The 22,331-nt window shown below is 29.2% G+C and carries 25 protein-coding genes and 1 pseudogene; 12 read left to right on the plus strand and 14 right to left on the minus strand.

All coding sequences use genetic code 11. The features are described from left to right. The 4 genes from CLLT_RS05455 to CLLT_RS05470 all read left to right on the plus strand — a co-directional run bounded on the left by CLLT_RS05455 (window position 1) and on the right by CLLT_RS05470 (window position 2,525). Entirely contained in the window at window positions 1-429 is a 429-nt protein-coding gene (locus CLLT_RS05455) for a hypothetical protein (RefSeq protein ID WP_012661788.1), read from the plus strand. 49 nt (window positions 430-478) lie between these two features. Beyond that, window positions 479-1,084 carry a DedA family protein gene (locus CLLT_RS05460; protein WP_012661789.1) on the plus strand — a complete coding sequence of 202 codons (606 nt, stop codon included), beginning with the start codon at window positions 479-481 and terminating at the stop codon, window positions 1,082-1,084. Window positions 1,085-1,233: 149 nt separating this feature from the next. Continuing rightward, the gene (locus CLLT_RS05465) at window positions 1,234-2,010 is read left to right on the plus strand and encodes a threonine/serine exporter family protein (RefSeq protein WP_012661790.1); all 777 of its coding nucleotides are present in this window, start codon (window positions 1,234-1,236) and stop codon (window positions 2,008-2,010) included. Further along, window positions 2,007-2,525: a threonine/serine exporter family protein gene (locus CLLT_RS05470; RefSeq protein WP_039618755.1), complete on the plus strand. Its 519-nt coding sequence runs from the start codon at window positions 2,007-2,009 to the stop codon at window positions 2,523-2,525. The genes CLLT_RS05465 and CLLT_RS05470 overlap by 4 nt, the downstream gene beginning before the upstream one ends. On the opposite strand, the gene argS is transcribed toward CLLT_RS05470, so the two are convergent. The 12 genes from argS to mnmG all read right to left on the minus strand — a co-directional run bounded on the left by argS (window position 2,522) and on the right by mnmG (window position 14,942). Then, window positions 2,522-4,117 (minus strand): arginine--tRNA ligase, encoded by a 1,596-nt coding sequence (gene argS, locus CLLT_RS05475; protein WP_074691644.1) that lies wholly within the window; start codon window positions 4,115-4,117, stop codon window positions 2,522-2,524. The genes CLLT_RS05470 and argS overlap by 4 nt on opposite strands. 9 nt (window positions 4,118-4,126) lie before the next feature. Continuing rightward, entirely contained in the window at window positions 4,127-4,366 is a 240-nt protein-coding gene (locus CLLT_RS05480; protein ID WP_012661793.1) for a twin-arginine translocase TatA/TatE family subunit, read from the minus strand. Between the two features lies 1 nt (window position 4,367). Further along, window positions 4,368-4,982 carry a guanylate kinase gene (gene gmk, locus CLLT_RS05485; RefSeq protein ID WP_074691641.1) on the minus strand — a complete coding sequence of 205 codons (615 nt, stop codon included), beginning with the start codon at window positions 4,980-4,982 and terminating at the stop codon, window positions 4,368-4,370. After that, entirely contained in the window at window positions 4,979-6,544 is a 1,566-nt protein-coding gene (locus CLLT_RS05490; RefSeq protein ID WP_176316454.1) for a hypothetical protein, read from the minus strand. The genes gmk and CLLT_RS05490 overlap by 4 nt, the downstream gene beginning before the upstream one ends. Before the next feature lie 68 nt (window positions 6,545-6,612). Then, the gene (gene fliR / locus CLLT_RS05495; protein WP_074693065.1) at window positions 6,613-7,383 is read right to left on the minus strand and encodes a flagellar biosynthetic protein FliR; all 771 of its coding nucleotides are present in this window, start codon (window positions 7,381-7,383) and stop codon (window positions 6,613-6,615) included. Further along, entirely contained in the window at window positions 7,370-8,005 is a 636-nt protein-coding gene (locus CLLT_RS05500; protein ID WP_012661797.1) for an ABC transporter ATP-binding protein, read from the minus strand. Before CLLT_RS05500 ends, fliR begins: the two co-directional genes overlap by 14 nt. A gap of 2 nt (window positions 8,006-8,007) precedes the next feature. Beyond that, window positions 8,008-9,084, minus strand: a complete 1,077-nt coding sequence (gene tsf, locus CLLT_RS05505; RefSeq protein WP_012661798.1) for a translation elongation factor Ts — start codon at window positions 9,082-9,084, stop codon at window positions 8,008-8,010. Next, a complete protein-coding gene (gene rpsB / locus CLLT_RS05510) occupies window positions 9,084-9,869 on the minus strand; it encodes a 30S ribosomal protein S2 (protein ID WP_012661799.1) in 786 nt (261 codons plus the stop codon). The genes tsf and rpsB overlap by 1 nt, the downstream gene beginning before the upstream one ends. Window positions 9,870-10,042: 173 nt before the next feature. Continuing rightward, window positions 10,043-11,170, minus strand: coding sequence for a c-type cytochrome (locus CLLT_RS05515; RefSeq protein WP_070255592.1), 1,128 nt, complete (start codon window positions 11,168-11,170; stop codon window positions 10,043-10,045). Between the two features lie 2 nt (window positions 11,171-11,172). Continuing rightward, window positions 11,173-12,417, minus strand: a complete 1,245-nt coding sequence (locus CLLT_RS05520; protein ID WP_012661801.1) for a cytochrome b — start codon at window positions 12,415-12,417, stop codon at window positions 11,173-11,175. Window position 12,418: 1 nt separating this feature from the next. Next, window positions 12,419-12,922 carry a ubiquinol cytochrome c oxidoreductase, 2Fe-2S subunit gene (locus CLLT_RS05525; protein WP_012661802.1) on the minus strand — a complete coding sequence of 168 codons (504 nt, stop codon included), beginning with the start codon at window positions 12,920-12,922 and terminating at the stop codon, window positions 12,419-12,421. Window positions 12,923-13,088: 166 nt separating this feature from the next. Further along, complete coding sequence (gene mnmG, locus CLLT_RS05530) at window positions 13,089-14,942, minus strand: tRNA uridine-5-carboxymethylaminomethyl(34) synthesis enzyme MnmG (protein ID WP_074693064.1); 1,854 nt, start codon at window positions 14,940-14,942, stop codon at window positions 13,089-13,091. A 123-nt stretch (window positions 14,943-15,065) separates the two neighbouring features. On the opposite strand from mnmG, the gene ribE reads away from it, so the two are divergent. From ribE to CLLT_RS05545, 3 genes are read left to right on the plus strand one after another with little or no spacing between them, the layout of a single operon-like run. Then, window positions 15,066-15,674 carry a riboflavin synthase gene (ribE, locus tag CLLT_RS05535; RefSeq protein ID WP_012661804.1) on the plus strand — a complete coding sequence of 203 codons (609 nt, stop codon included), beginning with the start codon at window positions 15,066-15,068 and terminating at the stop codon, window positions 15,672-15,674. After that, entirely contained in the window at window positions 15,638-16,318 is a 681-nt protein-coding gene (gene pgeF, locus CLLT_RS05540; RefSeq protein ID WP_074693062.1) for a peptidoglycan editing factor PgeF, read from the plus strand. Before ribE ends, pgeF begins: the two co-directional genes overlap by 37 nt. Next, entirely contained in the window at window positions 16,311-16,517 is a 207-nt protein-coding gene (locus CLLT_RS05545; RefSeq protein ID WP_074693060.1) for a hypothetical protein, read from the plus strand. The genes pgeF and CLLT_RS05545 overlap by 8 nt, the downstream gene beginning before the upstream one ends. A gap of 2 nt (window positions 16,518-16,519) precedes the next feature. On the opposite strand, the gene CLLT_RS05550 is transcribed toward CLLT_RS05545, so the two are convergent. Together CLLT_RS05550 and dccR are read right to left on the minus strand one after the other, a co-directional pair. Continuing rightward, entirely contained in the window at window positions 16,520-17,773 is a 1,254-nt protein-coding gene (locus CLLT_RS05550) for a sensor histidine kinase (RefSeq protein ID WP_159427741.1), read from the minus strand. Beyond that, window positions 17,736-18,401 carry a two-component system response regulator DccR gene (dccR, locus tag CLLT_RS05555; protein WP_012661808.1) on the minus strand — a complete coding sequence of 222 codons (666 nt, stop codon included), beginning with the start codon at window positions 18,399-18,401 and terminating at the stop codon, window positions 17,736-17,738. The genes CLLT_RS05550 and dccR overlap by 38 nt, the downstream gene beginning before the upstream one ends. Window positions 18,402-18,537: 136 nt before the next feature. Between dccR and CLLT_RS08065 the strand changes: the two are divergent. From CLLT_RS08065 to CLLT_RS05580, 5 genes and pseudogenes are all read left to right on the plus strand, one after another. Then, window positions 18,538-19,126: pseudogene (locus CLLT_RS08065) on the plus strand (bacteriohemerythrin). 67 nt (window positions 19,127-19,193) lie between these two features. Beyond that, a complete protein-coding gene (locus tag CLLT_RS05565; protein WP_012661811.1) occupies window positions 19,194-19,757 on the plus strand; it encodes a bacteriohemerythrin in 564 nt (187 codons plus the stop codon). Window positions 19,758-19,767: 10 nt separating this feature from the next. Further along, the gene (locus tag CLLT_RS05570) at window positions 19,768-19,989 is read left to right on the plus strand and encodes a ribbon-helix-helix protein, CopG family (RefSeq protein WP_012661812.1); all 222 of its coding nucleotides are present in this window, start codon (window positions 19,768-19,770) and stop codon (window positions 19,987-19,989) included. A 377-nt stretch (window positions 19,990-20,366) separates the two neighbouring features. Beyond that, window positions 20,367-21,602: a major outer membrane protein gene (locus tag CLLT_RS05575; RefSeq protein ID WP_074692569.1), complete on the plus strand. Its 1,236-nt coding sequence runs from the start codon at window positions 20,367-20,369 to the stop codon at window positions 21,600-21,602. A 289-nt stretch (window positions 21,603-21,891) separates the two neighbouring features. Beyond that, entirely contained in the window at window positions 21,892-22,329 is a 438-nt protein-coding gene (locus tag CLLT_RS05580) for a c-type cytochrome (protein ID WP_012661814.1), read from the plus strand. The last annotated feature ends 2 nt before the right edge of the window (window positions 22,330-22,331 follow it).

Below are 22,331 nucleotides of genomic sequence, written 5' to 3' on the forward strand. Positions count from 1 at the left end.
ATGCATTTTATTTTTATTTGTATTCATCTTATTTGCGCTGTATTTTTTATAGCCTATGTATTTTTTGATGTATGTGTTTATCGCTTTGCTTATCAACACGCAAACAAAGAAGATTGTGATAAAATCAAAAAAGCCTATACTAAATCAAGTATTTTTATTTTTGCTGGTATTTTTATCTTACTTTTATTGAGTGGTTTTTATCTTTTGAGCTTTTATGAAATTAACTCTTTTTGGGATTTTTTTGCGAGTAATTTTGGTGTATTTTTATTTATCAAACTTTTATTATTAATAACAATGCTAGCTTTGACTTTTTATTCTTTATTTTTTATAAAAGTTTTAAAAAGAAAAGATCCTTTAAAATCTCACTTGATTGCATTGATTTTATGTATTTTAATAGTCATTTGCGCAAAAGCGATGTTGTATTTTTAAAACATTAAAACTAAACTTATATCATTAGCTTAAAAAATAAAGGTTGTTTATGCTTGGTGATATTATAGATTTTTTACTCGCTCTCGCAAAAGATTGGGGTTATTGGGGGATTATTTTTCTTATGTTTGTAGAAAGTTCCTTTTTTCCTTTTCCTAGCGAAGTAGTAATGATACCTGCTGGATATTTAGCCCATCAAAACGAACTTAACTTTTGGCTATGTCTGCTTTGTGGGACTTTTGGAGCCCTTTTGGGGGCTTTGCTTAATTATTATTTATGTTATTTTTTAGGACGGGAAGTTCTTTTAAAAATATGCAAATATTTTGGAGTTAATGAAGCAAAATTTGCTCAATTTGAGGCCTTTTTTAATAAACATGGTGAAATATCAACCTTTAGTGGTAGATTAATCCCTGGTTTGCGTCAGTATATTTCTTTACCTGCAGGATTAGCAAGAATGAATTTGAAAAAATTTATATTTTATACTAGTTTAGGGGCTGGAATTTGGTGTTTAATTTTGCTTATATTAGGCTATGTTTTAGGCAAAAATGAAGATTTGATCAAAGAATATTTACATTTTGTTATTATTGCTTGTATTATTTTTGCTACTATGATTGTAGCTATTTACATCTATATCCAAAAAAGGAAAAAAATATCCTAAAAATTTCAATTTTAAATACCTAGTTTCATCAGCTAGGTATTTTATATTTTTTTAATTTAATATATATTTTCTAAAAACATTTAAATTTATATGATTTTATATTTGATTTTTGATAAAATCTTATAAAAATTATTTCAAAGAAAAATGCTATGCAAAAACCATCAATTCAAAATTTAACGGATTTTTTAATCGAATACATTAGTGTTTTTTTAAGCGCTGGAACTTACACAGCAAGAGTGGCAAAGTGCGTTGGAAGAATAGCTAATGCATATGGTTATGAGATTAACATGAATTTTTTCTTTCATCATACTACACTAAATATTTTTGATAAAGATGATAATTCCATACAAAGAACCTATATCATACCTAATAAACACAATCACATTAACTTTAAACTTATTTTAGAGCTCAGTGCATTAAGCTGGCAAATTCATGATCATAAATACAACCTAGAAGAAGCTAAATTCTTTCTTTTAAAACTCAAACAAAGCACAAGAAATCCTTTTTTAGCGAATTTGTTTTTGGTTTCAGTAGCAAACTCAGCATTTTGCAAGCTATTTGGAGGAGATTTTTATGGTTGTTTATTTGTATTTTTAGCTACTTTAGTAGGTTTTAGCTTAAGAGTTTTGCTCACTAGAATAAAAATTGATTTAAGAATTCAATACATTATTTGTTCTTTTTTATCTTCTTTTATTGTATTTTTTGGGGTGGATTTAAAACTCGTGCAAGAAGCCAATGTTGCTTTGGGTTCTAGTATATTGTATTTAATTCCTGGGGTTTATTTTATAAACTCCGTTATAGACATTTTAAAAGATCATATACTTATGGGACTTAGTCGTATTATTAGCGTGGCGATATTGGTATGCTGTATTGCCATTGGAATTTATACTACTCTTAGTATTAATGATTTTGGGATTTTAAGATGATTGATTATTCTTCTATACTTTGGGATATGTTTTTTGCGGCTTTAACAGGTTTTGGCTTTGCTTATGTGTGCAATCCACCCTTTAAAACACTCATACTCTCAGCCATATTAGCCGCTATAGCTCATGGCATGCGCTTTACTTTGATGGGGTATTTTGGCTTTCAAACCTTGGCTATTGCAACCTTTATAGCTTCTTTTAGCATAGGCTGTCTTGGTTTGTTTTTAGCTAAGATTTTTAAAACACCTGCTGAAATCATAGCTTTTCCCGCTCTCATTCCTATGATACCTGGAATTTATGCATATAAAGCCATATTATATTTGATTTCTTTTATACGCTCAGAGGATATTAGTGAAAAGACTAATTTCTTGATTCAATTTTTCGATCATTTTTTCACAACACTTTCAGTAACACTAGCCTTAGCAGTAGGAGTAAGTGTGACTTTGCTTTTGTTTTTTGAGCAAAGCTTTATGATGACAAGAAGTATTAAAAAAAGCAAGAATCACGATCAAAATTAATCGTGATTCATTTTATTTTTTGCTTCTATTCCCATAAGCGCAAAAGCTGTTTTAATACTTAAAGCACATACGGCAAAAAGTTTTAAAAGCTCATCTTCGTTATCTGAGCCAACTACTTTATTTTCATTATAAAATTTATGAAATAAAGAAGCTAAATTTTTTAAATAATCAGGAATTTTTTGCAAGGCTCTTGACTCAAATGCATCATTAAGCACTGCTTTTAAATTTAAACTTTCAAATAAAAGATTCATACCATCTTCATTTAAACTCTCAAATTTAGCATACATAACATCATCTACACTCTTACCTGCTTTAGCAAATACTTGATGAATTCTAGCATGAGCATAATTAATATAATACACAGGATTAGAGCTATCTTCTTTTTTAAACTCGTCTACATCAAACTCTAAATGTGTATCGCATTTTTTACTAATAAAAATATATCTTAGCACATCACTACCAAGCTCTTCTAAAACATCACCCATTAAGATGAAATTTCCTGCTCTTTTACTCATTTTATAAGGCTCGCTATTTTTTAATAATGAGACCATTTGTGCTAAAATAATTTCAAGATTTTGACTATCATGACCTAAAAATTCCATAGCAGCTTTCATTCTAGCTATATAGCCATGATGATCAGCTCCCCATATATTAATACACTTATCATAACCACGGCTCATTTTATCTTTATGATAAACTATATCAGCAGCCAGATAAGTTCCTTTTCCATCATCTTTGATAATCACACGATCTTTTTCATCGCCTTTAACACTTGATGCAAGCCAGATTTTACCATCTTGTTCATAAGTACCACCATGATCTTTTAAGGCTTTTAAGGTATTTTCTAATTCACTATAATAGCTTGTTTCACTTACATAAGTATCAATAAATATCTTAGCATCGGCCAAATTTTGCTTGATAATTTTAAGCATTTTATCCTTAGCCCAAAGTGCTAATTGCGGAATGTTTTCTTCTATAAAGAAATCTTTTTCAAAATCAACAAAAGCTTCTTTTGCTACATCTATGATATATTCGCCTTTATAATACTCATCAGGATATTGAACTTGCTCTTTTAAACAATGCTCTTTTACTGCAAGCAATATAGAAAGACCTAAAAGATAAATTTGATTACCCGCATCATTAACATAATATTCTGTATCAAATTTATATCCTAAATGTCTAGCAACCCTAGTTAAAGTATCGCCAAAAATAGCCCCTCTAGCATGTCCTATGTGTAAAGGTCCTGTCGGATTTGCACTCACATATTCAAGCAAAAAACTCTGCTCTTTTTTATCATCTTTTGCAAAATTTTCACTATCACTCAAAGCTTGCGTAGCCAAAGAATTTAAAAAAGCTTTTGAAAGTTTAAAATTTACATAACCATTTAAAGCCTCTACACTTTCAAAACAATCACAATCTTTTAACTTAACAACAATATCATTGGCAATTATCATAGGATTTTGCTTTAATTCTTTAGCCAAAGAAAAAGCCAAAGGTGTGGCAAAATGAGCTAGATTTTTATTCTTAGGATTTTCTAAGATAAAATCTCTTCCTAGTTTTTCTTTAATTTCTTTATAAACTAAAGTTTTCAATATATCGCCTTAAGCTTTTTTTACTTCTTCGTTATTTTCTTTTGCAAGAATATCTTTTTCATTGATTTTTTCAATTTTTTGAGCATCTTCTTGAGTGATTTTTTTATCATCTTCTGTGTTCATTTCATCTTTAAAAGTTTTAATACCTTTTCCTAAACCTTTAGCAAGCTCTGGAATTTTTTTAGCACCAAAAAGTAACACTACTATAAGCAATATAATCAACCATTGAGTTCCACTTGGCATATGCATTTTATTCTCCTTTATTCCATTGAATTTGAATTTGTTTTAAATCATGTTTTGTACTTTTTAATTTTGAAGCTTCAAAAACCGCTTCTAACTCCCTATAGCTTTTTTCAAGATCATCATTTATGATTAAAAAATCATATCGATCCAAATAAGCCATTTCATCACTAGCATTTTCTAATCTTTTGCTGATATCTTCTATTTTATCAGTATTTCGCTTAAGCAATCTTTTCTCAAGTTCTTTTTTATTTTTGGTTGTAATAAAAACAGAAGTAATATATTCAGGCATTTTCTCTTTAGCTATACAAAAACCTTGCACATCGATATCAAAAATGACACTTTTACCCTCTTGTAATGCTTTTTTCACAGGAATTAACGAAGTGCCATAATAATTTTTATGCACCAAAGCCCATTCTAAAAAATCACCTTTTTCTATACCTTGTTTAAATTCTTCTTCACTAACAAAAAAATAATCTACTCCATTTTTCTCATTTTCCCTAGGAGTTCTTGTTGTGCTTGAAATAGAAAAATAAATATTATCTTTTTCTTTAAAAAGCCTTTGAAGCAAAGTGCTCTTACCTGCTCCACTTGGCCCTGAGATGATTAAAATTTGACCACTCAATGTTTATCCTCATCAAAGCTTATATTAATGTTTATATTCATTTTCATGCCTTTTAAGGCTGCTTTTAAAGTATCATCGGTAATACTTGAAGTGATGGTTTGAGCTATGCTTTTACTAAGCTCACTTACCATTTCATCTTCTTGTAAATTTTCTGCTTTTTCTTCAGTGTTTACCTTGCTTTCTTCTTTCTTTTCTACAACAGCTGGAGCAAATTCTTCTCCTAAAGCCAACATAATATCATTTTCATTTAAATTTGCAAATTCATCTTGCATTTCTTCTAAAACTTCACTCATATTTTCCTCTATATTTTCCTCTATATTTTCCTCTATATTTTCCTCTATATTTTCCTCTATATTTTCCTCTATATTTTCCTCATTTACATCGGCTTGTGATTTCATTTGCAAATCTTCACCCTTGCTTAAATCTTGCATATCAAAATCACTCATTAAATTCTCATCAATACCACCAAATTCTTCATCTAATTCATCAATAGCGGCTAATTCTTCTTTTATTTTATCTTGAGTGCTTAACTCCTCTTCTGGCTGAAAATCATCTATACTTTCATCTTCAAAAACCTCTTCTACTAAAGGTTCATTTTCTTCTACAATACTATCATCATCTTTTGCTTCGCCAATAAATTGAGCATCTTCAGGTAAATCGTCAAAACTCATCTCTTTTTCGCTCATTTCTTCAACCACAGGTAAATCGTCAAGAGAATCAAATTTGGCGGGATTTTCTTCTACATTTTCTTCTACATTTTCTTCTACATTTTCTTCTACATTTTCTTCTACATTTTCTTCTACATTTTCTTCTACATTTTCTTCTACATTTTCTTCTACATTTTCTTCTATATTTTCTTCTATATTTTCTTCTATATTTTCTTCTATATTTTCTTCTATATTTTCTTCTATATTTTCTTCTATATTTTCTTCTATATTTTCTTCTATATTTTCTTCTATATTTTCTTCTATATTTTCTTCTATATTTTCTTCATGCTGTTCATCTGCTAATGTTAACTTATCACCTAATTCCCTATCAACATCAACTTCATTTGATAATTTAGATTTATCTTCAGCTTCTAATGAATTATCTAAATTTTCTTCAAAAAAATCTTCTTGCAGACTTAAATCATCTTCACTTAAACTTTCTTCATGTTCAGACAAATCAATACCAGCCAAAAGTTCATTTCCATCTAAAGGCATATCTTTATCAATCAAAACATCCTCATCAAAACTTAACTCATCTTCCTCTAAAGTATTATCCTTATCTTCACTTAAAGTTTTTTCATTACCCAAAAGTTCTATAAAATCAGTCGGTAAAAAAGGCTTATATAAACACTCTACACCTTCTACTTGCTCTTGGTTTCTAGGCAATAAATAAATCAATCTATTGCATTTGCTTTTCAAATCATCTAAATTAGCTTCAATATCATGATCTATGATGATAATATCATAAAAATCTTCGAGTTCTTCAGTATTTGCAAGCTCTTCAAATTCATAACCTAGCTTTTGAACTCCTAAGCTAATTAATTTTGAAACAGCTACATTAGAATTTATCAGCATAACCTTCATCTGTCATCTCCCAAGTTAAAGAAATGTATTATTTTAAAACATTTTTAATTATTTATTGCTTATATATTGAAAAACAATAACTCCATATACTCAAAACTTTTTAACATTAAATTTTTAAAATACTGCATCATGATGAGTAAAATAGCAATAAGTACTGCAAAAGATAAAAATATCTTAATAGGATAACCCACCACTAAAAGATTAAATTGTGGCATAGTTTTCATAAGCATACCAAAAATAACATCCGATAATAAAGATATTGCTAAAATAGGAAAAGCCATGGAAAAACCAAGCACAAAAATATTTACCATAGCTTTATTTAAATAAAGCATTAAATTCTCATGCGGATAAAATCCACCTAAACTAATATATTCCAATGAATTTGATATAAAAAGTAAAATCAAATGATGTCCATCAAAAGCTAAAAAAACTAACAATGCAAGTAAATTTAAAACTTGGGAAATCACTGGTGTATTGGCACCTGTAGCCGGATCTAAAATACTAGCCATAGAAAAACCCATGGTAAAAGAAATTTGTTCACCTGCCATTTGTAAAATGGCAAAAATCATTTGCAAAATTAAACCCGCAACCATCCCAAAAAGCACTTCACTTAAAAGATATAAAATAAAAAAAGAGTCAGGTGTATTATTTTCAAGTTTTGCCAAAGGATATAAAAACATTGTTAAAAATAAAGCTAAAGTTGTTTTTACTACCAAAGGTATGCTATTGTGAGAAAAAAAAGGGAAAAATACTATTAACCCGCTCATTCTGGCAAATAAAAGCATGAAAATTACAACATTTTCATCGCCTAAATAATTAACAAATTCCATAATTACTTAAATGATAAATTCTATCACATTTTTTAGCAAGTTCTTGGTCGTGAGTCACAAAAACTAAGGCTGCATTATTTTCTTTAACATAATCAATCAAAATATCTAACACATTTAAAGCATTTTTAAAATCTAAATTACCAGTAGCCTCATCAGCAAAAATGATTTTTGGTCTTTTGCTTAAAACTCTAGCTATACTTACTCGTTGCTGTTGTCCACCGCTTAATTTTGTGATCTTTTGATTCATTAAATCAACAATATCAAGTTTTTTTAATAACTCATAATCGATATTTTGCTTACTCAAAATACTTGCAAGCTCTATATTTTCAAAAGCTAAAAAGCCTTTAAATAAATAATGCATTTGAAAAATAACCCCAAAATCTTTTCTACGAATTTCTAACAAAGCTTCATCGTTTAAGGAATACAAATCCTGATTATTGTAAAAAACTTTTCCTGATTGAGGTTTTAATAAGGTAGATAAAATATGTAAAAGAGTGGATTTGCCGCACCCACTACTTCCACATATTGCAATACAATCTTTTGTATTTAAAGTAAAATTTAAATTTTTAAAAAGCGGAATATCAAAACTATGGCTTAAATTTTCCGCTTTTAAAAGTTCCATTTTTAACCAATTTGTGCAGCAACTTCAGCAGCAAAATCTTCAGTTTTTTTCTCTAAACCTTCACCCACTTCAAAACGGATAAATTCTACTATTTTAATAGTTCCACCAAATTCTTTTTCTTTTTCTGCAATTACCTGTTCAACGGTTTTTTTATCATCCATTGCATAAAACTGTCCCATTAGAGTAAGTCTACCATCAAGTTGAGAATTATCCGCTATAAAGCTATTTAGTTTACCTGGGATAATATTAGGCCAAATTTTTTCTGGTTTTCCTTGTGCTTGAAGTTCAGCTTTAATAGCTTCTTCAGCTTCTTGGATTATCTCTTGAGTTAATTGCTTTCTACTTGCGAATTTTGGAATTTTAAGTTCTGGTTTATTAGGATCTTTTAATCTTCTTCTTTCTTCATTTTCTTTTTCTAACTCTGCAACTAAAGCTTTATATTCATTTTCTACAAAATCCATATCAAGCTCTTCATAAGATAAATAACTTGGTTTCATTGCAGCAATATGCATACAAAGGTGTTTTAAAAATTCTCCACACTTATTAGCCGTAGCTTCACTATCACAAGCTGCAGCAATAATAACACCCACGCGTCCATTAGAATGAACATAACCATTTACCGCTCCATTAGCTCCAGCTTTTACGGTAGCAAATCTTCTTACAACTAAATTTTCACCTATAGTTGCAATTTGATTTTTTAAATATTCTTCAAATTTAACACCATTAATCTCACTTGAATGCAACTGCTCAACATTTTGAAGGCTTTTAGCTTGAATATGTGCTGTTGTATCTTTTGTTAAAGCAATAAATTGTTCATTTTTAGCAACGAAATCAGTTTCAGAATTAATTTCACTTACAGTTGCACATTTTAAATCATCGCTTACTTTTACACTTACCAAACCTTCAGCAGCCAAGCGATCAGCTTTTTTATCAGCTTTTCCAAGTCCTTTTTCTCTTAAAAGTTGCACTGCTTTTTCAAAATCACCATCTGTATCTTTTAAAGCATTTTTACAATCCATCATACCTGCGCCGGTATTTTCGCGCAGTTCTTTTACCATTTGTGCAGTGATTTCAGCCATTACTCTTTATCTCCTTCAAAATCTTCTTCACTCATAGCTTCTTCTAAAACTTCTTTTTTTTCTTCTTCAGAGATTGGTTGTTCTTCATTTGCTTCACCATCTTGCTCTCTTAAAGCTTTACCTTCATTGATTGCTTCAGCCATTTCTTGGCAGAAAAGTTGAACTGAGCGAATCGCATCATCATTTCCTGGAATTGGGAAATCAACTAAGTCAGGATCGCAGTTTGTATCTAGTGGAGCAACCACAGGGATTTTTAATCTATTGGCTTCTTGTACTGCAATTTTTTCTTTAACAGTATCAATAACAAAAATCATATCAGGTTGGGTTTTCATATATCTAATACCACCAAGATATGCTAATAATTTTTCTTTTTTTCTAGTAAGCATCAAAGCTTCTTTTTTAGTTAAAAGCTTAATACTTCCATCTTCTTCCATTTTTTCTATAACTTCTAATTTTCTAATTGATTGGCGGATAGTTCCAAAGTTAGTCATCATACCACCAAGCCATCTATGATTTACATAAGGCATTCCACATTTTTCAGCGTATTCTTTTATAGCGCCACCAGCTTGTTTTTTAGTGCCAACAAATAAAATTGTTTTACCTTCAGCTGCAGCATCGCGAACGATATTGTATGTGTATCTAAAGTATCTAAGTGTTTTTTGTAAATCAATTACATAAATACCTTTTCTTTCTCCAAAAATAAATTTTTTCATTTTTGGATTCCATCTTCTTGTTTGGTGTCCAAAGTGTACACCACACTCTAACAAATCTCTCATGCTTACCATGAAATTCTCCTTGAAATAAAATAATTAGGTTTATTCCTCCGCATTCTTTAACCCATAAGCAACCTAATAAGGAAATTAATGCGTGTGAAATGAAAAAATATTATATCAAATTTTATTTTATATTTAGCTTATTATTGAAGAAAAAGAACGCCACGAGGCGTTCTTTGGATAAATTAGTGTAGTTTAGACCAAACTGATCTTTTCCAACCTATAGCAAAAATACTTAAGATAGCAAAGAATATCATGATATAAATTCCTGTTTGCTCTCTTTCTTCTTTTTTACTATCACCAACTTTTTCAAGATAATCAATAACTTGAGTTTGTGCTTTTTCATTCAAACCAACTCTTGGCATAGCAGTTCCATGAATTTTCTTTTGAGGTTCATTGATGAATATTTCAAGATAATGCGCACCTTTAGAACGAATCATCATAGATAAATCTGGAGGCGTCATACCAAGATAATTTTTTAAATCACTCATATTTGAGCTTGAAATAAAGCCGTCATATTTTACATCATGGCATCTTCCACAAGCATTTTCAAATGTATGTTTGTTTTTAGCAAAATCAAATTCTTTTGCAATTAAAGCTGTTTTTGCTTGTTCTGAAAGCTCTTGATTTTTAGCATATTTTTCTTCTAAATCAGCTTTTAATTTTGCATCGAATTCTTTTTCATATTCACTAGCTGTGTTTTTAAAGAATGTAATTAAATCTGCTAAATCTTGATTATCTTGTGCTTCATCGCCACTTAAAGGATAAGCAGGCATTAAGAATGGATTTTCATCGTTAAATTTATGTGAAATTTGCAAAGCCTTAACTGGATCAACAATCAATGCTGCTAAAAATTTCTCATCATAAATAGCGCCTGCATCACTCAAATCAGGAGGCGTTACACCCAAAGAAGAATCTGTAATAGTAGCAGGAATTCCAGCAGCTTTTACACCATGGCATGCAATACAATTTCCTTCAAAAAGTTCTTTTCCTTTTTGCGCATTACCTTTGCTAAAATCGATTTTTGCGATTTTTTCCCACAATTGCTTAGTAGCTTCTTCTTGGCTTTTTGCAAGCTCTAATGCTTTTTGAGCATTAGCTATAGCTTTTTCATTTCCTGAATTTTTAGCATCCATTGCTGCTTTTTCTTTTAAAGCAACTTCACCTTTGGTAAATTCTACATCAGCTTTTGCAAAGTCAAAATTAACCGGAGTTGAAGGAGGATTCATCACTGAATGCGCATAAGGCTCAACTCCCCAATAAACTAAACCTGTGAAAAAGACAACTACAAAAAATATTTTTAATTCTCTCATTATTAGCCCCTTTTTCTTTCCATGATAGTAATAATTGGTAAGACTACTAACAATAATAGTAAAAATACCATAGAAGCGTAAAATCCTATCCAAGCATTAATTCCTGTTGGAGGAAGCTTTCCATAAACTGTTAGTACAATTAAATCTATCAATAATACCCAAAACCATACAAAAAACATCGGTCTTTCATGTGCTGGTTTTACAACATCACTTCTATCAAGCCAAGGCAATAAGAAGAAAATAATTTGTGCTATACCAAATGCTGCAAGTCCTATATCAAAAGCCTTAATGCTTCCAACATCAAAGAAAAATCCTCTTAAAACTTCATAACTCCATAAGAAATACCATTCAGGATAAATATGAGGAGGCGTTTTTAATGAATTTGCTGGATCGAAATTGATTGGATCCATTGCAAAATTGAATTTAAAACATACCAAGTAAAAGAAGAAAATCATAAATAAGGCAATATACATAAAATCTTTAGCTAAAAATCCTGGCCAAAAAGGAATAACTTTAGAACCTTTTGTATCACCTGCTAAATATTTTTCAGCCTCTAAATCAAAATCAATTTCTTCTGAAATTTCATTATTTACATGAGGAATTCTTAAAGAATAAAAGTGGAATGCAATAATTGCTAAAATCACAATAGGCAATAAACACACATGCAACATAAAAAATCTAGTTAAAGTTGGATCTGAAACCGCAAAATCCCCTCTTATCCAAATAACCAACGCATCACCTATAAAAGGAATTCCGCCAAAAAGCTGAGTAATAACTTGAGCAGCCCAAAAGCTCATTTGTCCCCAAGGTAACATATATCCACTAAATGCTTCTGCTGAAAATACAACAAATAAAAGCATACCGCTAACCCAAATCATTTCACGGCCTCTTTTATAAGAGCCATAATAAATTCCTGTTAACATATGGATATATATGATTAAAAATACAACCGAAGCAGCCACACCATGCATATGACGCCAAAGCCAACCATATTCAACCTCTTGCATGATAGTTTTATTTACACTATCAAATGCTAAAGCAACATCTGGCTTGTAATACATTACTAAAAATAGACCTGAAATAAATAAAATAGCAAAAAGAGTAGTTAAAATAACACCCATTGCCCATAAGAAGTTAATTTGTTTTGGTATCCAATATTGAGCCATTAAAACATTAAAAAGCTTATTCACAGCTAATCTTTGATCAAGCCAATCTACAATACCATTTGCTTTTTTTATCTGTGCCATATTAAGCCTCCGCGATCATTTTTTTATATTCTGGACCTTCTTCGCCTAATACTAATTTTGTTCCATCAATTCTAAAAGGAGGAATGTCCAAAGGTCTTGGAGGAGGACCAAATACATTTTTACCACTAGTGTCAAATTCACCACCATGACAAGCACACTTAAATAATTTTTCGCTTGGAGCATAAGCTGGAATACAGCCTAAATGTGTACAAAGTCCAATAACTACAGTATAAGCAACATCACCTACAACAACATCTCTATTGCTATCTTTTGCCATATCTGCATCTTTTTTTAAGATAAATATAGGCTTCTTACGCCATTCAATTGTTCTAAGCTCGCCCTCTTTCATGTCAGTTAGATCTACAGTAGTAATACCTGCTGCTTTTACACTTGGGAGTGGATCCCATGTTTTTTTCATTGCAACTAATGAAAAAGCACCACCCACAGCAGCTACTGTTCCAAAGGCAAAGCCCATAAAGCTTCGTCTACTTTCAGATGTAGCCATTTTACTTCCTTTGTTTTGATTTTTTGTAAAACTTAGCAGTTTATCTAAAAAATAATAAATTTTTTCTTTGGTATAAAAAAGCTTGATTTAAGATATGTGAATATTTATTTAGAGATAAAAATAATTGTTTGTTTTAAATCACAACAATAGATAAGTTTATTATTATCTATTGTTTTTTCATTTTGATATAAATATGCAAAATATCCAAAGCAGCTGGAGTAATACCACTAATTTGCGAAGCAGCAAAGATGGTTGGTGGATTAAATTTTTGTAATTTTTCCACTACTTCATTACTCAAACCACTTACACTCTTAAAATCAAAATTTTCAGGAATTTTTAAATCACTTAAATTTTTCATTTTTTCAATTTGTGCTTTTTGCATTGCTATATAATGATAATATTTTGCTTCACTTAATATTTCATTTAAAGAATACTCATCCATATTTTCAAATATTTTATCTAAAGCTTTTAATTTTTCTACATTAAAGCTTGCTCTAGCAACAATTTTTTGCAAATTTATTATAGAAGTGATTTTTTCTTCTTTAATGCTTTGTAAAAATTCATTATTTTTATTATTTGGTGTCCAAGTTGTTTGAAGTAAAAAATCAAGTCCTTTGCTAACATTTTGCTTTATATTATTAATATAAGCAAAATCATCATCACTTAAAAGTTTAAAATTATAACCATATTCTCCAAGTCTTAAAATGGCATTTTCTTCTCTTAAAAGTAGTCTATATTCAGCTCTTGAAGTAAACATTCTATATGGTTCTTTTGTACCTTTTAATACTAAATCATCTATTAAAACACCTATATAAGCTTCATCTCTACCTAATACAAAAGGATCTTTATTCTCTATAGATAAAACCGCATTAATTCCTGCCATAAATCCTTGCGCAGCAGCTTCTTCATAGCCAGTTGTTCCATTAATTTGCCCAGCACAATATAAATTTTTAATCTTTTTAGTTTCTAAAGTATGTCTTAATTCTGTTGGATCAATATAATCATATTCTATAGCATAACCAAAACGCGTAATTTTAGCATTTTCAAAGCCTTTTATGCTTCTTAGCATAGCAATTTGAACTTCATAAGGCAATGAAGTAGAAAAACCATTAATATAATATTCTGTTGCATCTTTAGTTTGTGGCTCTATAAACAAATGGTGGCTTTCTTTATCGCTAAAGCGATTTATCTTATCTTCAATAGAAGGACAATACCTTGGCCCTATGCCTTCAATTTGTCCTGTAAAAAGTGGTGCGCGGTAAAAATTATCTTTTATAATCTCATGAGTTTTTAAATTTGTTCTTGCTATATAGCATGGAAGTTGATTAGGAGTAAAATTTTTTGTTTTAAAACTAAAAGGTTTTGGATTTTCATCTCCATTTTGAATTTCTAAAACACTAAAATCAATGCTTTTAGCATCAACCCTAGGGCAAGTTCCTGTTTTTAATCTTCCTATTTTCAAACCACTTTGTTTTAAGTATTCACCCAAACTAACAGAAGCAAGCTCACCTACTCTACCAGCTTGTAGTTTTTTCTCTCCTACATGAATAAGTCCATTTAGAAAAGTCCCTGTGGTAAGAATAATTTTTTTAGCAAAATATGTATTTTCTAAATTTGTTTTTACACCTTTAACCTCATCATTTTCTATAATTAAAGATAAAACTTGTTCTTGAGAAATTTCTAAATTTTGTAGTTTTAAAAGTTTATTTCTAGCACAAATTCTATAAGCATCCATATCAATTTGTGCTCTACTTCCACGAACAGCAACACCTTTGCTTTCATTTAAAATTCTAAATTGAATTCCAGCTTCATCGGTAATTTGACCCATAAGTCCGCCCATGGCATCAATTTCTTTAACCAAATGCCCTTTTGCCAAACCACCTATAGCAGGATTACAACTTGCAGCACCAATTTGTTCTACCAAAGTTGTTAAAAGTAAAGTTTTTTTACCCATTCTAGCAGCTGCTGCGCTTGCTTCTATGCCAGCATGCCCACCACCAATAACTATAACATCAAACATATTTTGCCCTCATTTTTATAAAAAAGGCAAAAATTATATAATATTTTTTAAAATAAAACACTAAAAATACTTTTTGAAATTTAAAAGTTTTAGATAAAATCTCATAAAAATTAAAGGTATTGAATGTTTAATGGATTAATCCGCGAATTAGCCTTTGTCAAATCATATCAAAACAACACTTTAAGATTAAAAGCAAGCTACAAACCAAAACTAGGTGATAGCATAGCAGTTAATGGTGCATGTTTGAGTGTAACAAAACTTTTTGATGATGGTTTTAATCTTGAACTTTCTTATGAAACAAGAACTCACATAGCTATTGAAAATTTAAAAGACTATGTACATATTGAACCTGCACTAGCTTATGGCGATAGAATAGATGGACATTTAATGCAAGGACATATTGATGGTATAGGTGAAATTACTAATATTTCTAAAAAAGAAAACGGAGTTGATTTTTATATTAAATGTCCTGATGATATACAAATTTATATGGCAAATAAAGCAAGTGTAGCCATAGATGGAGTGAGCTTGACTATCAATGAAGTCTTAAAAAATGGTATTCGCTTAACTATCATTCCTATAACTTTTAATGAAACCTTGTTTAAAGATTACACCATAGGAAGACGCGTTAATATAGAAAGTGATCTTTTAGCAAGATACATACACAGACAATTAAATTATAAAAAAGAAATTTCATGGCAACAAATAGACAAGATTACATCACTTTATTAGAAAATGACTTTGCAAAAGCTTTTGTAGTTTTTGATAAAGATTATAATATTTTTAGAGAAAAAATTATTCCTCATAGCGTGTTTGACTTTGATACTAATATACAAACTTGTGTTTTTTTAAATCAAATTCATTCTAATATAGTTAGTGTTTATGATGATAATTTTAATATAAATTGTGATGGAATTATTAGCGATAAAAAAAATACTGCTTTGTGTATTTTAAGCGCTGATTGTTTGCCTTTGCTTTTATATGATGAGGATAAAAAAACAATTTGTGCTTTACATTCTGGAAGAAAGGGTTGTTTTGAAAACATCTTAAAAGAAGCTGTTTTAAAAATGCAAAAAAACTTTAACACTCAAACCAAGAATTTAAAACTTATTATTTCAGCAGGAATTTGTGCTAAAAATTATGAAATTAATGGCGAGGTTTTAAATTATAGCAAAGAAAAATTTGCACCTTTTTTACATGAAAATAAGCTTGATTTAAAAGCATTAGTTAAATTTCAAGCAAAAGAATTAGGTGTTAATGATATTTTTGATATCAATCTTTGCACTTTTGATGATGAGAGATTTTTTTCTTATAGAAAAAACCAAACCACAAAACGCATAGTAAGTGTAATTTATCTAAAGGATGAGCATGTATGAAGTAAAAAATTTACTCGCTTTAAAAATTTTACAAAAGGCTAGAGAATTTGGCGATAATGACTTAAGCAATGAACTTTTAATAAATCAAATATTAAATCACAAATACACCACTTTAAATACTGCCGAATCAAAAGAGATTGCAAATTTTATAAATACCTTAATTGATGCAAAAGAAAAAGCTAAAATGAGCAATAAATAATTTTAATTTTTCCAAGTTAAAATAAATTTTGTTCCTTTATTTAGCTCACTTTCTACTTTTATGTTAATGTTATGATCTTTACAAATTTTATCCACCAAAGAAAGTCCTATACCAAAACCACCTTGATTTTCATTAAACCTTAAATAACGCTCAAAAATATTGGCCAAATTTTCTTTTGCTATACCACAGCCACTATCTTCTATTATAAGTCTTTGCTTCAAAAGCATTATTTTAATATGTCCATTTTTTACATTGTATTTTATAGCATTATTAACAAGATTATCAAACATTTTAAAAAACTGCTCTTTATTGGCATAAATTTTTCCATCATCTTCCAAACTAAGCTCTAAATTAATATTTTTTTGCTCCAAAAATATCTTAAAATACTCCATTCTTTCTTTAATCAAATCTTTTAAAAATATCCAATCTTTTTTTGCTTCATAAGCTTGAGAAAAATTCAAAAAAGTTAAATCTGAATACAAATGGCTCAAAGTCAAAGCAGCTATTTTTACACGCTTTAAAGCTTTAACCTCTTCAAAATTCTTTTTTCTTTCTAAATTCTCTACACTCATTAGTATCGCGCTAATTGGAGTATTAATCTCATGAGTGGTATCTTTTATAAAATTATTTAAAAATCTTATTCTCATTTCTAAAGGCTTGAGTGCAAATTTTAGTATAAAATAGGCCATTATACTCACAAAAATCAAAGAAAAAACCATAGCCAAAGCTACTTTAAACCTTATAAATCCAAGTTCTTTAGAGATATCACCACCTTGTACCAAAACCCTCAAACGATTAACATCGCCTAAAACTTCTAAAGCATTTTGATTTTGAGTGTTTGCAAGCAATAAATTATTTAAATTTACATCAGCTACATAAATTAGAGTGTTATTATTGTAAATATTTGCATTATTAAGTTTAAAAAATGTTGTTTGAGCAGGCAAGTCAAGATTAGAAAAATAAACTTTTGTTCTATCAAATATTGCAAATTTTATATTAGAAATTTGAGCAATTTTTCTAGCACCTTTTTCTATAGGCTCAAAACGAAAATTTTCCATTTGTAAAATTACAAAACGATGTTCTTGTCTTAATTTTATACTATGCTCAGCTATTAATTCTTCTATTAACTTTGCATACCATACACCAAAAAGTACTATAAGAATACTTCCTATACTCACCAAATACAAAGAAAGAATTTGCCATGCAACGCGCTTGGCCTCATACATAACAATACCCTCTTCCTCTTTGGTTGACAATACTATCTTTGCCCAAAATTTTTCGTAAATTTTTTACATAAGCTCTTAAACTAAGCTCACTTGGCTCTTGATCATACTCCCAAATTTCTTCAAAAATACAAGCAGTATCTATAAATTTACCTTTATTTTTTAAAAGCAAAGATAAAAGTTTTAATTCTTTTAAAGGTAAAGATAAAGGTTTATCATTCTGATATAGAGTTTGAGAAATTAGCGCAAATTTAAAACCATTCCCCAAATCTTCATAATCTTCATTTTTATGAGAAAATGATCTTTTTAAAATAGCATTGATTCTAATTTTTAATTCTTGTAATTCAAAAGGCTTTTTAATATAATCATCACAACCACTTTCAAAACCTTTTTCTAAATCCATAGTAGTATTTAATGAGGTCATAAAAATGGCTGGTGTGTATTTACCAGCTTGTCTTAAATTTTTAAGCACACTAAAACCATCACCTTGTGGAACCTTAACATCTAAAATCCATAAATCAAAATTTTTTTCATAAGCTTTATCTTGTGCATCTTGAGCATTATCCACTAAAGTAACCACAAAACCTTCTTCTTCTAAAAATTCACTAACAATTTCTCCTAAATTAATATCATCTTCTAATAAAAGAATTTGTGTGGCCATTTTTAACCTTTTTATTATGTTTTACTCAAAAACATTATATTTTTTTTGTGTAAATTAAGTGTGAATTTAGCAAAATTAAAGACAAATATTTATAAAATATTAACTATTAAATAAACCGCTATACCTAGGATTTATTATGCTGCCTGAATGGGATCAAAAATACAATATCAACAATGTAAAAATTGACAATCAACATAAAAAACTTTTTGAACTTGCTGCTAAAGTTGAAGAAATTTCTGATCGACCTATTTATCAAGTAGAATTAAAAAAACTTATTGCTGAATTTTTTCATTATATTAAAATTCACTTTCAAGACGAAGAATCTTATATGGCTGAAATTAACTATCCATATATAAGCCAGCACAAGCTAATGCATAAACAAATAACAAAATCCATGATACAACTCATACAAAGTATAAAAAAGTACCAATGACTTAAAAGAAAAACTATATATAGTAGTAAATTCTTGGCTTTTAGAACACATCATCCAGCATGATATGATGATAGAGCATTGGAAGCGAAGCACTCAAGAGCAAAATATAACAAATTTAAATCAAGAAGAAAAACCAAAAATAAAAAAATTTTTATATCAATGTCAATGCGAAGAAAAAACTCATAAAGTTCCTTATGATATTCATTTAAAAATACAATACTCCAAAGCGCAATTTAAATGCAAAGAATGTTCTACAAATTTAATTCTGCAAAAGGAAAAAATCGAAAATTAATTATAATTTAAAAAATTGTAAATTATAATGTTTGACAAACTCTGCCAAAACAAACAAGGGGTTAAATATGCTACCAAAGTGGTGTGATAAATACAGCATTCACAATAAAGAAATCGATGAACAACACAAAAAACTTTTTGAGCTTGCTGCTAATGTTGAGATGATTTCGGATAAACCTATTCATAAAGGACAGATTAAATTTTTACTTGCGGATTTTTTCAATTACATGAAAGAGCATTTTGCCGAAGAAGAAAAATACATGGAAAAAATAGGCTACCCTGAACTTGTAAACCATCAAAAAATTCACAAAAGTATCATTCAATCCATGATAGATTTAATTCAAAATATAAAAAGCACTAATGATTTAAAAGAAAAACTTAATATAATTGCATCCAAATGGCTTTTAGAACATATTTTAAGAGAAGATATGAAAATAGAAAAATGGCATCAAGCCCAACTTAGCAAAAAAGACAAAAAGACAAACTTGGGAGAATTACAAGAATTTTATGAATACATTTGCTCCTGCGCAGATAAAATTCACAAAGTTCCTTATGATATTCATCAAAAAATACAAACAAGCAACACAAATTATAAATGCAAAGCTTGCCAAGAAGCAATAAGACCAAAATAAAGGCTAAATAATGAATAAAAGATACACTCTAACTCTTTCAGAAGAACTTTACGAACGCTTAAATCAAACTGCAAAATTTTCTAAAAAGAAAAAAGCTGAAATTTTACGCAATGCTTTAGAAAACTATCTTGATGAAATGGAAGATTTCGTTCCTGCTATAGAAGCTTTAGAGGATCTAAAAGAAGGAGATAGTAAAAAATTGGATAATATTATAAAAAAATTAAAATGCTAGCAACCCAGTTTCCAAACATTAACTATCAAAGAGCATAATTACATCTGTAAAAGCAAACATTCATAGATAACTCCTTAGTTTTTAAAGATCTAGTTTTTACTAGATCTTTAAAGATATTTAGTTTTAAATATGAATGAGATTATTTATAGAATATAAAATTAGGAATAAAATTAAATTATAATTTTAAAAATTTAATATAATATAGTTTGATTATCTAAACTATAATCATTATATACTAATAATTTATAGTACAACAACATACTATAACTTCAAATATATCCCAATAAATACATATATTTTTATTTACTTTAAGAATTCTCATATAAAACTATGGTATAATACAAGCCATAGTTTTAATTTTAATAAGGAGAATTCTCATGAAACTAGTTAAACTTAGTTTAGTAGCAGCTTTAGCTGCAGGTGCTTTTTCAGCAGCTAACGCTGTTTCACTTGAAGAAGCTATAAAAGATGTTGATGTATCAGGAATGATGAGATACAGATTTGAATCTGATAGAAGAGATATTGGAAATAATCAAACTATCGGTGGTTATAACAATCCTGGTAATAGCAACAACACACATAAGTTTAAATCTCAATTAAACTTCAAAGCAGCTTTAGATGATAACTTCAAAGCTTTTGTTCAATTCCAATATAGCACTAGCGAATTAGGCTATGGCAATACAAGAAATGAAAAAAATGAAATTACTAAAAAAGTTGGAACAAATACTCATTCAACTTTTGCTGTTCAACAAGCTTACTTAGAATACACTAACGAAGCTTATGCTACAAATGTAATCTTCGGTAAAATGGAAGTTGGTTCTATTTGGACTGATGATGCAGTAGGTACAGGAGCTAAAGTTCTTAACAATTCTATCGAAGGCTTAACTTTTGCTGGTTATTGGTTTGATAGCTTCAATGATGAAGATGATGGTGATTTTACTAGCTTAGGAATTAAAAATTCATCTTTATACGGTGCTGCTGTATTAGGTGACTTTGATCCATTTGCATTCCAAGTATGGGCAGCTTATGCTAACAGCTGGGCATTCTTATATGCAGTAGATGCTAGCTATAAATTTGCATTCAACGACATGAACTTCAAAATCCAAGCTCAATACTTAGGAAATAGCTTAGACAGCGAACATACTAAAGCTGGAAGTACTTTAGATGATGGTAATTTCTATGCAGGTAAAGTTTCAGCAGATATTTCTGCATTTGATTTACAAGCTGGTGTAGTTGGTTATGGTGATAAAAATAAATATACAGTTACTACATTGGAAGATTTAGGTAGAGTTATCGCTCCAGGTCAACAAATTTTCTATTCTGATGGCAGTGATTTAAGAGGTAGTACTGGTGAAAACTTCTTCTATTTTGCAGGTTTAGGCTATACTTTTGCTGAAACTTTAAGAGTAGGATTTGACTATATCGGTGGTAAATCTAAACAAGCTACTCATGATATAGACAAATACGAAATGGTTGGAAGCGTATCTTATGCTTATAGCCCAAAACTTACATTTAGCGGATTCTATTCTTACCTAAGTGAAGATTTCAACACAGCTGGTAAAGATAATGCTAACGATCAATTCATCAGACTTGAAGCTCTATACAAATTCTAATTATAAAAGCTAAGCCAAAAGGCTTAGCTTACTATATCTAAGATTATCTCTTCTTTTAATCCCTGTATTTTAATTTCTTTTATTTTTAAATCATTAGGTAGATTTTCTAATAAAGCTTCTTTGTCATGTATATTTTTACTTGCTAGTATTCTTAATATTTTACCCCTATAAGCCTTTGCAAAGTGACTTAAGGTTTTGGAATTTTTTAAAAAAGTGAGGGTAAGATAATATTATTTATTTTTTTTAGATATAATCGAGCTTTATTTATATATTAAAAAAGGTTATATTTATGTTACGCTTGTTTATTGTAAGTGTTTTATTTGCCAATTCACTATTGGCTTTTAATGTAAAATCTTTATTTACTTATACTTTTAATGATAATATTAGTTATGACTTAGAAAAGGCTAAAGAAATATATTTTAAAAACAAATGCAATGCTTGTCATGGAGAAAATGGAGAAAAAAATTCTTATGGTAAAAGAGCCCTTAAAGACTTAAGTCCAGAAGAAATCAAAGGCGCTTTGAAAGATTATGCTAATGGATATTTCAAAAATCAATCAAGCGATAATATCCAAATGAGTTTATATGCTAAAAAACTAAGTGATAGCGATATAAATCACATCATAGCTTATTTAAAGGGACAAAATTTTTCTATAGAGCTTAATCAAAAAGATCTTTTAGAAGAAGAGCCAGCGCCAAAAACTAAACATAACACATTTTTAAAATAGCA

Origin of the sequence: Campylobacter lari subsp. lari (assembly GCF_013372185.1) — a bacterium.
GTDB lineage: Bacteria > Campylobacterota > Campylobacteria > Campylobacterales > Campylobacteraceae > Campylobacter_D > Campylobacter_D lari.